The organism is Bacillus sp. FSL M8-0266 (genome assembly GCF_038613425.1).
Taxonomy (GTDB): domain Bacteria; phylum Bacillota; class Bacilli; order Bacillales; family Bacillaceae; genus Bacillus; species Bacillus pumilus.
The window spans coordinates 217,317-230,273 of the sequence record NZ_CP152015.1; the positions used below are offsets into that span (position 1 = coordinate 217,317).

Genomic DNA, 12,957 nt, shown 5'->3' on the forward strand with positions numbered 1-12,957 from the left:
GCAGGATGGTGCAGACGATTTTACTCATCATCGTAATTGGATTACTCGTGAGCCGCTTTCTGCCGGTTCGAGGTGTGAAGCAAATGGATGCAGCTCATATGAAAAAGAAGCTGAAAAGCAAAGGTCAACAGCTCATTGATGTGCGCTCTCCCAGTGAATTTCAAACAAATCATATCAAAGGCTTTCAAAACATCCCGTTGTCTCATTTGAAGAAACGAGCTTCTCAGCTTGAGAAAAATGAAGAGGTCTATGTGATATGTCAAAGCGGGATGAGAAGTATGCAGGCGGCGAAAATATTGAAGAAGCAAGGATTTACTCAGATTACAAACATCAAGGGTGGCATGAATACTTGGCATTAAATGCGCAATAAAATATACCCCCATCCCTATATGAAGGAGGATAAGACATGCAGCAACCAACTGTCATTTTAGATGCAAAAGGATTGGCATGCCCGATGCCGATTGTGAAAACAAAAAAACAAATGAATGAGCTTTTACCAGGAGACGTACTGGAAGTGCAAGCTACCGATAAAGGATCAGCAGCGGATCTAGCGGCATGGTCAAAAAGTGCCGGTCACGAATTTTTAGGAACAACAGTAGAAGGTCAGGTGCTTCATCATTTGATTCGTAAGGGCGGAGAACAAGAGAAAGAAGGGAAGTCCATGATTTCGGAAATGTCTTTGGAGACTTTTCAACAGAAAGTAAAAGAAGATCCATCTTTGTTTATTTTAGATGTGCGAGAGCTTGATGAATACGAGGCGGGGCATATTCCAGGAGCTGTTCATATTCCTCTTGGTGAGGTTGAACAACGTGCAGAGGAATTGAGCCGAGAGACGGACATTTACCTGATCTGTCATTCAGGCAGAAGAAGTGAATTAGCTGCGCAAAAGTTAAAAGAAAAAGGATTTCATCAATTGATGAATATCGTGCCAGGCATGAATAGCTGGACAGGAGCGATTGAAAAATAGGAGCTGAATGAAACATGACGGTAACAGCGATGAACGCAGAGCAGTTAACAAAAAAGATCGTGAGCAAGGAACCGCTCTTTTTGCTAGATGTGCGAAATCAAACGGATGTTCAGGATTGGAAGATCGAAGGGGAAGCAATCGTTCATATGAATGTGCCTTATTTTGATCTCCTTGAAGGAGTAGAGGGCATTTTGCATGACATTCCTCATGATCGTGAAGTGTTGGTGGTTTGTGCCAAGGAAGGCTCCTCTATCATGGTCGCGGAAATGCTGTCAGAGGCGGGTAGAACGGTCCATTATTTAGAAGGCGGCATGAAGGCGTGGAGTGAGCATCTAGAGCCAGTGAAGATCGGTGATTTAAGCGGCGGTGGAGGGCTGTATCAATTTGTGCGAATGGGCAAGGGATGTCTGTCTTATATGATCATGTCGAATGGAGAAGCCGCAATTGTAGATGCAGCTAGAATGACGGATGTTTATATTCGTTTTGCTAAAAAGCATCATGTCTCTATAACGCAAGTGTTGGATACTCATCTTCATGCAGATCATATTTCTGGCGGGAAAAAACTGGCTGAACAGACTGGTGCCAACTACTGGCTGCCGCCAAAAGATGCAGAAGAAGTGATCTTTGAGTATCACCGACTTGAAGAAGGGCAGCGCATCACGATAGGAGCGGCTACCATTGACATTCATCCCCTTTACTCACCGGGGCATACGATTGGGTCAACATCCTTTATCGTGGATCATCAATATCTTCTTTCAGGTGATATTTTGTTCGTTGATTCGATTGGAAGACCTGACCTCGCTGGAATGGCGGAGGACTGGGTAGGTGATTTGAGAGAAACACTCTATGACCGATATAGAGCACTTTCGAAAGAATTCATTGTTTTGCCAGCGCATTTCATGATCATGGATGAAGTCAATGAAGACGGAAGCGTTTGGAAGGAGCTAGGCGTTCTATTTGAAGAAAATCATGGACTGAATATTGAAGATGATGACGTATTTAGACAAATGGTCACGAAGAATCTGCCTGCACTGCCAAACGCCTATCAAGACATTCGTCAAACCAATATGGGGAAGCTGAGTCCAGATGATGAAGCGCAGCGTGAAATGGAAATTGGTCCAAACCGTTGTGCGATTCGGTAATGTCCAATAAAATAAGAAGAGAGGAACAATCAAATGACATCAGATCAAATATTAGACGTCACAGGGCTTGCATGCCCAATGCCGATTATTCGGACGAAGAAAAAAATGAATGACTTGACGGAGGGTCAAGTGTTAGAAATACATGCAACAGATAAAGGGGCTAAAGCTGACTTAGCAGCATGGGCGAAGTCAAGCGGACATGAATTGATCACGCAGACGGATGAAGGAGATGTGCTGAAGTTCTGGGTGAGAAAAGGGTCCTAAAGGATGTAGGGGGTATCTGCTGAAGATCCCCTTTTCCTTTTGCAAAGGAGGAGACCAGCGTGGATTTTGCGTTTTTGATTACACTTTTTATCATCGGATGTATTGGTTCCTTCTTATCAGGAATGGTGGGGATCGGGGGATCTGTGATCAACTATCCTATGCTGCTTTATATCCCGCCACTGGTCGGTGTGATGGCACTATCGGCACATGAGGTATCAGGAATTGGCGCCATTCAAGTGCTTTTTTCGACGCTCGGTGGGGTATTGGCCTACCGAAAAAGCGGGTATTTACATCGCTCGTTGATTTTATATATGGGAAGCAGTATATTGGCAGGCAGCTTATTAGGCAGTTATATATCACACTTCATGCCGGAGAAAGGGATGAATCTCGTCTATGGATTGCTCGCCATTGTAGCCGTTATCCTCATGCTGATTCCGAAAAAAGGGCAGCGTGCAGACGCAGAGGGAGAAGTGACTTTTCATAAAGGGCTGGCCGCTGGTATTGCCTTTGTGATCGGCAGTGTTTCAGGGGTTTTAGGCGCAGGAGGAGCATTTATCTTGGTGCCGGTGATGCTGTCTATTTTAAAAATTCCTGTACGGATGACCATTGCGTCGTCACTTGCGATTACGTTTCTTTCTGCCATCGGTGCATCTACTGGAAAGGTATTGACGGGTCAAGTCATGCTCCTTCCTGCTGTTGTGTTAATGGCGGCAAGTTTGATTGCCGCTCCGATTGGTGCAAAGGTCGGTCAGAAAATCAATGCCGTCTACTTGCAATGGCTACTTGCCGTGATGATTACAGCGACAGCGATAAAAATTTGGCTGGATCTATTTTGAAGAAAAAACCAACAGAGAAAGCAGCAGCTGCTTCACACGTGTTGGTCTTTTTTATTTGACGTCATCGTGCTCGATATACGTTTCAAGTGCTGGGTGGTACTCTTTTTGATAATGAAGGTTGGGGCATGTTTTCACGACTTTGCCTTGCAGGGCATTGGACTTAGAGACTTCTAATGCTGTTTTACATTTTGGGCAACGTTCGACAAATAGTGAGGGCCAGCGCTTCATAGATCACCACTCCAGTTAAAGTCTTAAAAACCGATTATATTAATATGAATTATAGGGGATCGTGCTGGTGAGGTCAATGGGTGTTTGGGTCTTTTTAACAAAAAGGAAGCATCGTGAAGGATGCTTCTCTTTCGTTTCTATTCTCAATAAGCTTTTGCCCAGAAAACCATATCAGATGCAGGTTTTCCGCAGCAGACACATGTGTCTGAAACAGATTCCTGTTCAAATGGGATACAGCGTGAGGTCGCCCCTGTTCTTTCTTTAATGTCGTTCTCACAGGCTTCGTCACCACACCACATGGCTTTAATCAATCGGTTTTCTTCTGAAAGAATGTGCTCAATGTCTTCTATGGTGTGAGCTTTTGATGTTTTTTCATGTAATCGCTCTTTCGCCTTTTCGTACATCGTCCGTTGAATATCTTCAAGCGTGGATGTGATGGTTTGTTCAAGTGCATCTAATGTGACAGCTTGCTTTTCACCAGTGTCTCGTCTTGCGAGCATCACCTGTCCTTTTTCGATGTCCTTTGGTCCTACTTCGACACGTAGAGGGATGCCCTGCATTTCACATTCGTTGAACTTCCAGCCTGGCTGTTTATCGCTTGCATCAATGTCAGCACGTGCGATGCGGGTGAGTCGATCTTTCAACTCGTAGGCATGATCGAGCACACCTTCTTTATGAGAGGCGATTGGCACGATTCGCACTTGGGTTGGCGCAATGTTTGGTGGAAGGACGAGTCCTCTGTCATCGCCGTGCACCATGATCATGGCACCGATGATTCTTGTGGTGAAGCCCCAAGAGGTTTGCTGGACATGCTCTAGCTTTCCTTCGCGGTTTAAGAATTCGATGCCAAATGCCTTCGCAAATCCGTTTCCAAAGAAGTGAGAAGTGGCCGTTTGCAGCGCTTTTCCATCATGCATCAGGCTTTCAACCGTATAGGTGAAGCGGGCACCAGCGAATTTTTCCTTCTCTGTTTTTCTCCCTTTAATGACAGGAATGGCAAGGAGCTCTTCGCAAAGAGAAGCGTAGATGTGAAGCATTCTTTCTGTCTCCTCAATCGCTTCTTGCTCCGTCTCATGGCATGTGTGTCCTTCCTGCCATAGGAATTCAAGCGTTCTAAGGAATGGACGTGTGGTCTTTTCCCAGCGGACGACATTCGCCCATTGGTTATAAAGCTTCGGTAAATCACGGTAGGAATGAATGATGTTTTTGTAATGCTCAGCGAACAGTACTTCAGAGGTCGGTCTGACGCAGAGCCTTTCCTGTAATTCGGATTCACCGCCATGTGTGACCCACGCCACTTCAGGAGCGAAGCCTTCGATATGGTCTTTTTCCTGCTGCAGCAGACTTTCTGGGATAAAGAGCGGCATATACACATTCTCATGCCCTGTTTCTTTGATTTGGCGGTCCAGTTCGTCCCGAATATTCTCCCAAATTTTAAAGCCGTATGGCTGAATGATCATACTGCCTCTGACGCTTGAATAATCGACGAGGCGCGCCTTTGTGACAACATCTGTATACCACTGGGCAAAGTCGTCTTCCATGCTTGTGATTTTTTCAACAAATTGTTTCTTTGACATTGCATATTCCTCCTTTTAAAAAACAAAAAAGCTGTGCTTTAAGTTAGGGACCATTCCTGGTGGTACCACCCTAATTTAAAGCACAGCTTTACACTCGACCATGATAACGGTATGAACCGCTGTATGAAACAGAACTAAATCGGCAGGTTCACTTGAAGATGTCAGTAGGAACTTCTCAGCACCGTTCCCTCTCTGTTAAAGGTCAATTCAAGCTACTATTCCAGATCTACGTTGATCAATGTTCGTTGATTTTTCATCAGTTTACCTGTAAATGCAGGAGAAAGCAAGTTGTACTGGGGTTTCTTTTCATGCTGTTCTGAGTGCTTTGTTTGATCGTGAATTTGCAGTCATTTCCTATTTTTATAGCTTGCCAGTTATGTAAGCATATGCTACTATATTTGAAGAAAAAATAGACTTGTATAACCTCAATAATATGGTTTGAGGGTTTCTACCAGGATCCGATAAATCCTGATTACAAAAGCGTGCTTTCCTTTTTTGTAATCAGGGTTTTTTTGTTTGTCTTCACCCTGTATCAAAAGTGAAAGCGATGATATAGAGAAGGGATGTTAGACATGAACTGGAGAGTATATTTATTAGCCGTTTCTACTTTTGCGGTTGGATTAGTTGAGCTTGTGGTCGGAGGCATTTTGCCAAGCCTTGCAGAGGATTTGAATGTATCTCTTGCGACAGCTGGGCAGCTTATCACCGTATTTGCCATTGTGTATGCCATTTCAGCACCTGTGCTGCTGACTGCCACAGCTAAAATTGAACGAAAGCGTCTTTATTTAATCGCGTTATTGGTGTTTACAATAGGGAATGTATTCACATATTTTAGTTCGACCTTTGCCCTTGTCATGATCTCTAGGGTATTGATCGCAATGAGTACAGCGCTAGTGGTGGTGTTGTCACTGACGATCACTGCTAAGTTGGTGGAACCAGCGCATCGTGCGAAGGCATTAGGGCTGATTTTTATTGGGATTAGTTCTTCACTTGTTCTCGGTGTACCGATCGGTATTTTTATTACAGAGAGCTTTGGCTGGAGAGTGATGTTTTTAGGAATCAGTATTTTATCAGCGATATCGATGGTGCTAATTTATTTCCTATTGGAGAAAATGCCTGTTGAAAAAGTGACACCTCTTAGAGAGCAAATTCGTGCTTTAGGGCATCCGAAAATTTTTAGTGCACATTTGATCAGTTTGTTTATGCTTGCAGGTCATTATATGCTTTATTCTTATTTCACTCCGTTTTTAATGGAAGTTCTGCATATGACCCCGTTCTGGATTAGTATTTGTTATTTGGTCTTCGGGCTTGCATCTATTGGCGGGAATGGGTTAGGCGGCTGGCTTAGTGACAAGCTGGGTTCAGGGAAAGCCATTTTGCTGGTGACAATCGCGTTTGCGGTTGTGTTGTTTATCATTCCTTATACAGCGGGTGTGTTTGTCCTCTTTATGATCATGGTTGTCCTATGGGGAGCGCTTAGCTGGGCATTAACGCCTGCCTTGCAGAGCTATTTGATTCAAACAGATCCTGTGACGTCTGATATTCAGCAAAGCTTAAATACATCGGCCTTGCAAATTGGTATCTCAATTGGATCAGCGGTTGGCGGTGTCCTATTTACGATGACCGGTTCATCTGTTGATCTGGCGAAGTTCGGTGCAGTGTTTGTGCTGATTGCGTTTAGCTGTGCGGTGATTTCGTTGAAAAGACCACCACTTTATATGGATCGTCAGCATCGTGCTGAATAGCTGCCTATGAAGCTGCCTATGATAGGCAGCTTTTTTTATGTTCTATTCAAAAACAACCATTTCGCCGATTGGTTGAAAGCCGGCACGTTGGTAAATATTTTTGACGTCAGCTGATGCTTGTAACAGGACGCATTTTTGTTTGTTCTCTGTCTGTGTCAGAAGATAATGAAACATGTCACTGCCAAGTCCCTTTCCGCGGTGCTCTGCCCTTGTGATGACATCATAAATACCGTAGCTATCGGTTGCTTCGAGTAATAAGCCTGTTGTGACCGGCTTGTGGTCTGCATATCCGACGAACATGCGAGCGCGTGAGTGTATAGCTTCAAGCGAAGAACGCTGGAAATAGTTATCTAAGGCGATGGCCTCCGGTGACTCTTTGAATAGCTCGATAAAGATATTTTTGTAATCAAGTAGTGTCTGCTCATCGAATACTTCTTTGATTGTAAGCGATGAAGGTGTGAATGGGTCCATGTCTTCTGTCTGCTCAAGCATCATGATGGTATTACGTTCAACCTCTTCAAGCTGATATTCCTTTAGTAAATCAGTCCAATCAGGATGAAGTAAGCGGTGATCCACCCACGTACTGAATGATTGTTTCTGTGATTGCAAGTGTTCGATGGTCGTTTTTACTTTTTGCGGATCTTTGATTTGCGCTGATGTCGGTAATAGCAAATTGAATGTGTCTGTCGATATGTGAGTATTGGATAGTACGAAATCGTCCGTTGCGAGGAAGGTTCCGTTCACAGCTGAAGAAAACAGGCGTATTTTTTCTTCTAACTGGCGAATGGCGATTTTTTGTTCGGTTTTCATTAGCTCACCTTTTTCATCAAAAATTGGATGACATCCCCTATGAATGATAGCAAATAAAAGAAAGAGGAGATGGGACATCATAGGTCATCTAGTAGAAAAGTACATACACCATTTTCAGGTCTGATGGCCTGTTCTTTTTATCACACTGACATTTCTTTTGACTCCTATCTTAATTATTAGTACCATTTTATTAACCAGTTAAGAGTGGAGGTTCAGATGGAGACTAAAGAGCAGATTGTATTAAAAGCGATTCAAGATCTGATGGTTCATAGAGAAAAGAGAAGGAATGATCCAACAGATCCACTGATTACCACGACTGATACACTCAAGCAAGATTGGACACTCACACAGCTTCACATTTTATCAATGATTCAAGCCAATCCAAACGAATCAAATAATACATTTCTTTCTCAACAACTGAAACTATCAAAGCCCGCTATTACAAAAGCTGTGAAAAAACTAATCGATAAAGGCATGGTGGACTATTGCCACCGGCAAGGGGATAAAAAATCTGTCTACTATTCATTGACAGAGAAAGGTACGCAATTGGCGGCACTGCATGATGAATTACATGAGAAAGCTGTCGCGTCCTACTTAGAATTTCTCCAGCAGTTTCATGAAGATGAATTACAAGTGATTGAGCGCTTTTTGAAGGCATGGAAAGAAAAAATATAGATTTAAAAAACCGAAACCATCGTAGAAAATGAGATGATTTCGGTTTTTTATATGGTAAAATTAACATATATTGACGTTATTCGTGGTTTTGTTGAAAGGGAGGGAGTTTCTTTGGGGAAAGAAATGATGGAAAATTTTAAAAAGTCCGCAACCATCATGCCGTTCGTGGGATTGTTTGTCAGCTTGCTATTATTTGTTTACTTTTTTGGCATCACAGGAGTTGAAGAACCTGTTTGGGCGTCTGCTTTGTATTGTGCCTTGCCCTTTTTAGGGTACACGATCTTCTATCTGCCTGTATGTATTTATTTTAAAGTTAGTAAAAAACGTTCAATCCATAAAAATGAGGAACATTCATGATTGTGGTCAGCTCTTGTCTTGCTGGGTTGAAGGTCCGGTATAATGGCAGCCATCGATTAGATCAGCGAATCGAAGAGCTTGTGCAGGAAGGAAAGGCTGTGGCAGTTTGTCCTGAACTGCTTGGCGGCTTCTCTACGCCTAGACCTCCCGCAGAAATCATTGACGGAGATGGACATGATGTTTTACGGGGGCAGGCTGCTGTTGTTGATGTGCATGGAACTGATGTCACAGAGATGTATGTCAAAGGTGCGAAAGCGACGCTGGAACAGGTTCAGTCTCTGAAAGCAACAGCGGTTGTGCTAAAAGAGTACAGCCCTTCTTGCGGGAGTCGGATGATTTATCTGGGAGAGTTTAACGGTAAGACAAAAGCGGGAGATGGTGTGACGTCCGCCTTGCTGAAACAGCACGGGATTGAAGTGTTCTCTGAGGAGGAGGATTGGATGTCGTTGTTTCAATAGGTGTGGCGAATAGAAGGAGGAGTTAGGTTGAAAAAGTGGATCATTGGTGTAGTTGTAGTAGTTTTAATAGGAATTGGTATTTATTTTATGATCAATGCCAAAACATACTCATTCGATGATGTGGTCTCGATTGATCAAAATAAGGTGACTTCGATTCAAATTGAGCATGATGATAAACGTGTTGTTTTGGACAAGAAAGAAGACATTCAAAAGCTGTTGAAGGAACTTTCAGATGTGACATTAAAAAAAACCAATGAAGCCACAAAAGCCACAAAAGAGTCTTATTGGATCAGGGTGTATGAGAATAAGAAGGAAACATACGGTCTGACTTTCTATGATCAGGCATTTTTAATGACATATGATTTTTCTAAAAAGAAAGATCAAACAAGCGAATACCAAATCGTTGACGCCAATCAAGTCGATATAGGACAATAGATCAAATAACACCAGCGAAAATTCATGCATGATCAATCAAAAATTTGGGTATAGTCCTTGGTAAGCAAAAATGAAGCGGAGGTTTGTTTGATGAGTGGATTAACAGATACAGTCACATTAGCAAACGGAGTAAAAATGCCGAAGCTAGGCTTCGGTGTATGGCAAGTAAAAGATGGGGATGAGGCTGTAAATGCAGTCACAGACGCTCTTGAAGCGGGCTACCGCAGCATTGATACAGCAGCTGCCTATCAAAATGAAGAAGGGGTAGGCAAAGCCATTCAGCAATCAGGCATCTCTCGCGATGAGCTGTTTATTACGACAAAGGTGTGGAATCGTGATCAAGGCTATGAATCAACACTTGAAGCCTTTGAAACAAGTATGAACAAGCTAGGGTTAGATGTATTAGACCTTTATTTAATTCATTGGCCAGTTGAAGGTAAATATAAAGATACTTGGAAAGCACTAGAGAAGCTGTATAAGGATGGACGCGTTCGAGCCATCGGTGTGTGTAACTTCCATCAGCACCATCTAGATGATCTATTAGAAGAAGCAGAAGTTGTGCCAATGGTTAATCAAATCGAGCTGCATCCCAAGCTGACGCAGGAGCCTTTACGAGACTACTGCAAGGAGAAAGGGATTCATGTAGAAGCGTGGTCACCATTAGGCAGCGGGAAGCTGCTGAACCATCCTGTTCTTCAGGATATTGCGAAAAAACATGACAAATCCGTGGCTCAAGTCATTCTTCGCTGGGACTTGCAGCATGGTATTATCACCATTCCAAAATCTGTGACGAAGAGTCGAATCATCGAAAACACACAAGTCTTCGATTTCGAGCTGTCCGCACATGAGATGGAAGTCATCGATCAGCTCAATGAAGATGAGCGCACAGGTCCAGATCCAGATAACTTTGATTTTTAATCGAAAGGAAAGCACAGGTGGGATGCCTGTGCTTTTCTTATTGAACGATTTTATGAGGCTGATACGTTTTCAATGACTTGAATGGCGCCGACAATTTGCTCTTTGGAATACTCTCCAATCAGGCAAAAGGTTTCGTCTGCACGTGCAGCATGGCTTGCCACTGTTTCTGCGGCTTCTTCCAGCTGAGCTGTGATGCCAAGCTCACGCATATTTCTAGGTAATCCGAGTGTTTCATAAAGCTCAAGTAATTCTTCTACTTCGCTCATTCGATTTTCTGCGGCAAGCTGAACAAGAATGCCATAGGCCACTTTTTGACCATGTAACATATGGTGCGTTTCCTCAATAAACGTCAATCCGTTATGGATGGCGTGGGCTCCTGCCATTCTTCCGTAGCGTCCTCCGTAGCCGCCGACCGTGCCAGCTAATGTAATAATGGTATCCGTTACATCTGCAAATGCTTGCGAAAGCTGACCCGTTTGCAAGCTGTGGATAGCTTCTTCGCTATGGGAAACAAGAATATCCCTCACGTATACCGCCTGTTTTAGTGCTGCATGCACCATGAGCGGCAAGGAATCCTTTGCATTTCGAATAATGGCTTCCGCTTCATACCATTTGGCCAGCGTATCTCCAATCCCACTTTGAAGGTAGGAAAGAGGAGACGAGAGCAAAAATGTATGATCAATGAGCGTGAGGTAGCTGGACCGTTTATGGTAATCGACTCTCATGAAATTTCCCTTGTCATCATAAATGACGCTAAGCGGTGTAGATGCAGCACATGTCCCCGGGATGGTTGGAACCATGATCACTTCAATTTGAAGAGCTTCAGCTACTGACTTGGCGGTGTCTAAAATCGTGCCGCCTCCAATCCCAATCACCACATCTGCCTCTTTCAGTTCTTCTGCAATTCGAGTGATTGCATTGGGTGAACTGTATCCTTTGTGCTGAACAACAGGCCAATGAGATGGAAGCTTTGTGTACTGTGAAAAAGCATGAAATGAATCATATCCCGTCACGACAGCGGGCGACTGGAAGGATGGAGAAACAAGTGAATCGAGTTCATGATAAATGCCTTTTTGAGAAATAAATTGGTTTGGACCGCTTCTGACGATATCTTCTGGCTGGATCATTGCGTTCTGCTCCTTTACAACATCATATTTCATAAATCATCTCATTTTACTGAAAGTTCTGTCAAATATGAGAAGAAAGACCCTTCCGTTTTATGGAATTGAGCCGCTGTCATTGCCTTTAGGTATGTATTTCCTGTATGATAAAGAACGGTATGTTCTCATTAAATTTAAGAGGTGTTTATATATATGGAAAAACAATATCGTGTCTTACTTTACTATCAATATGTCCCCATTGAGGATCCAGAGACGTTTACAGCAGAGCATCTAGCATTCTGTAAGGAGCTTGGTTTGTTAGGCCGTATCCTTGTTTCATCAGAAGGTATAAACGGAACGGTTTCAGGAACTCTTGAGCAAACGGACAAGTACATGCAAGCATTAAAAGAAGATCCGCGCTTTGCGTCTATGCCGATCAAAATTGATGAAACAGATGGTCATGCGTTTAAAAAAATGCACGTCCGCCATCGGAATGAACTAGTGAATCTGAGCCTTGAAGATGACGTGAATCCGTTAGAACTAACAGGTAAACATCTTAGCCCGGTTGAGTTTTACGAGCAAATGCAATCACCTGATACCGTTGTGATAGATGCACGTAATGATTACGAGTTTGATGTCGGCCACTTTAGAGGGGCAGTTCGTCCTGATATTGAGACATTCCGCGAATTACCGGAGTGGATTCGTGACAATAAAGAGATTCTTGAAGGGAAAAAAATCCTGACGTATTGCACAGGCGGCGTACGCTGTGAGAAATTCTCTGGCTGGTTAAAGCGTGAAGGCTTTGAAGATGTCTCTCAGCTTGACGGCGGAATAGTCACGTATGGAAAAGATCCAGAAGTTCAAGGGAAGCTTTGGGATGGTCAATGCTATGTGTTTGATACTCGCTTAACAGTGCCCGTGAATCAAACAGAGCATGTGGTTGTCGGAAAAGATTTCTTCACTGGTGAGCCTTGCGAGCGTTATGTGAACTGTGCAAACCCTGCATGTAACCGTAAAATGATTGCAACAGAAGAAAGCGAGCATAAGTATATGCGCAGCTGCAGCCATGAATGTCGTACGAGTGAACGTAACCTTTATGTGAAACAGCACAACCTGTCTGAAGAAGAAGTGCAAGAAAGACTAGCTGTGATTGAACAAGAACAAGCAATCTCACAAGGATAGAGGGAAACCCCCTTTATCCTTTTTTCTATACATGATAGGGCTCAGAAGAAAGAGGGGTTCATTTCCTCTTTCTTTTTTGTTTTGTTTTTTTCAAAATAAGGGTAAAGGTAGTTATTCAGTCTAATAGATTGAAGCATTGAAAAAGCGCTTTCTTAAGAAATAAGCATGTTCGACTATTTCAGAAAATGGAGAATTGAGAGATAATAAAACAGGCGAAAAAATGAACAAGGGTAAAGATTTAGTTGAAGAAATATTTGTCAATT

Annotated in this window: 16 protein-coding genes and 1 riboswitch; of the genes, 12 read left to right on the plus strand and 4 right to left on the minus strand. The window is 43.1% G+C overall.

All coding sequences use genetic code 11. The annotated features are described in order from the left end of the window. The first annotated feature begins 5 nt into the window (after positions 1–5). From MKY83_RS01255 to MKY83_RS01275, 5 genes are read left to right on the plus strand one after another with little or no spacing between them, the layout of a single operon-like run. Positions 6–359 (plus strand): rhodanese-like domain-containing protein, encoded by a 354-nt coding sequence (locus MKY83_RS01255; protein WP_034620735.1) that lies wholly within the window; start codon positions 6–8, stop codon positions 357–359. A 47-nt stretch (positions 360–406) separates the two neighbouring features. After that, positions 407–967 (plus strand): sulfurtransferase TusA family protein, encoded by a 561-nt coding sequence (locus tag MKY83_RS01260; protein WP_113768621.1) that lies wholly within the window; start codon positions 407–409, stop codon positions 965–967. Positions 968–981: 14 nt separating this feature from the next. Next, complete coding sequence (locus MKY83_RS01265) at positions 982–2,109, plus strand: MBL fold metallo-hydrolase (protein ID WP_003217038.1); 1,128 nt, start codon at positions 982–984, stop codon at positions 2,107–2,109. A gap of 33 nt (positions 2,110–2,142) precedes the next feature. After that, complete coding sequence (locus MKY83_RS01270) at positions 2,143–2,373, plus strand: sulfurtransferase TusA family protein (protein WP_003216954.1); 231 nt, start codon at positions 2,143–2,145, stop codon at positions 2,371–2,373. Between the two features lie 59 nt (positions 2,374–2,432). Then, the gene (locus tag MKY83_RS01275) at positions 2,433–3,209 is read left to right on the plus strand and encodes a sulfite exporter TauE/SafE family protein (protein ID WP_185108626.1); all 777 of its coding nucleotides are present in this window, start codon (positions 2,433–2,435) and stop codon (positions 3,207–3,209) included. A gap of 51 nt (positions 3,210–3,260) precedes the next feature. On the opposite strand, the gene MKY83_RS01280 is transcribed toward MKY83_RS01275, so the two are convergent. Both MKY83_RS01280 and proS read right to left on the minus strand, forming a co-directional pair. Next, positions 3,261–3,437 (minus strand): hypothetical protein, encoded by a 177-nt coding sequence (locus tag MKY83_RS01280; protein WP_268454142.1) that lies wholly within the window; start codon positions 3,435–3,437, stop codon positions 3,261–3,263. A gap of 143 nt (positions 3,438–3,580) precedes the next feature. Beyond that, positions 3,581–5,014 carry a proline--tRNA ligase gene (gene proS / locus MKY83_RS01285; RefSeq protein WP_113768624.1) on the minus strand — a complete coding sequence of 478 codons (1,434 nt, stop codon included), beginning with the start codon at positions 5,012–5,014 and terminating at the stop codon, positions 3,581–3,583. A gap of 395 nt (positions 5,015–5,409) precedes the next feature. Further along, positions 5,410–5,509: riboswitch (purine riboswitch) on the plus strand. Positions 5,510–5,586: 77 nt separating this feature from the next. On the opposite strand from proS, the gene MKY83_RS01290 reads away from it, so the two are divergent. Further along, the gene (locus MKY83_RS01290; protein WP_003217034.1) at positions 5,587–6,759 is read left to right on the plus strand and encodes an MFS transporter; all 1,173 of its coding nucleotides are present in this window, start codon (positions 5,587–5,589) and stop codon (positions 6,757–6,759) included. Positions 6,760–6,801: 42 nt separating this feature from the next. Here the strand turns inward: MKY83_RS01290 and MKY83_RS01295 are convergent, their stop codons facing one another. Further along, positions 6,802–7,569, minus strand: coding sequence for a GNAT family N-acetyltransferase (locus MKY83_RS01295; RefSeq protein ID WP_268454146.1), 768 nt, complete (start codon positions 7,567–7,569; stop codon positions 6,802–6,804). A gap of 216 nt (positions 7,570–7,785) precedes the next feature. On the opposite strand from MKY83_RS01295, the gene MKY83_RS01300 reads away from it, so the two are divergent. From MKY83_RS01300 to MKY83_RS01320, 5 genes are all read left to right on the plus strand, one after another. Continuing rightward, entirely contained in the window at positions 7,786–8,244 is a 459-nt protein-coding gene (locus MKY83_RS01300; protein ID WP_268454148.1) for a MarR family transcriptional regulator, read from the plus strand. Between the two features lie 111 nt (positions 8,245–8,355). Continuing rightward, complete coding sequence (locus tag MKY83_RS01305) at positions 8,356–8,601, plus strand: hypothetical protein (protein ID WP_217013224.1); 246 nt, start codon at positions 8,356–8,358, stop codon at positions 8,599–8,601. Next, the gene (locus MKY83_RS01310) at positions 8,598–9,059 is read left to right on the plus strand and encodes a DUF523 domain-containing protein (protein ID WP_217013225.1); all 462 of its coding nucleotides are present in this window, start codon (positions 8,598–8,600) and stop codon (positions 9,057–9,059) included. The genes MKY83_RS01305 and MKY83_RS01310 overlap by 4 nt, the downstream gene beginning before the upstream one ends. A 27-nt stretch (positions 9,060–9,086) precedes the next feature. Further along, positions 9,087–9,494 (plus strand): DUF5301 domain-containing protein, encoded by a 408-nt coding sequence (locus MKY83_RS01315; protein WP_217013226.1) that lies wholly within the window; start codon positions 9,087–9,089, stop codon positions 9,492–9,494. A gap of 90 nt (positions 9,495–9,584) precedes the next feature. Next, positions 9,585–10,412, plus strand: a complete 828-nt coding sequence (locus tag MKY83_RS01320) for an aldo/keto reductase (protein ID WP_341026583.1) — start codon at positions 9,585–9,587, stop codon at positions 10,410–10,412. Between the two features lie 50 nt (positions 10,413–10,462). Here the strand turns inward: MKY83_RS01320 and MKY83_RS01325 are convergent, their stop codons facing one another. Further along, positions 10,463–11,536 carry an iron-containing alcohol dehydrogenase family protein gene (locus MKY83_RS01325; protein ID WP_268508200.1) on the minus strand — a complete coding sequence of 358 codons (1,074 nt, stop codon included), beginning with the start codon at positions 11,534–11,536 and terminating at the stop codon, positions 10,463–10,465. A gap of 189 nt (positions 11,537–11,725) precedes the next feature. On the opposite strand from MKY83_RS01325, the gene MKY83_RS01330 reads away from it, so the two are divergent. Beyond that, positions 11,726–12,694, plus strand: coding sequence for a rhodanese-related sulfurtransferase (locus MKY83_RS01330; RefSeq protein ID WP_044139195.1), 969 nt, complete (start codon positions 11,726–11,728; stop codon positions 12,692–12,694). Positions 12,695–12,957: the final 263 nt, after the last annotated feature.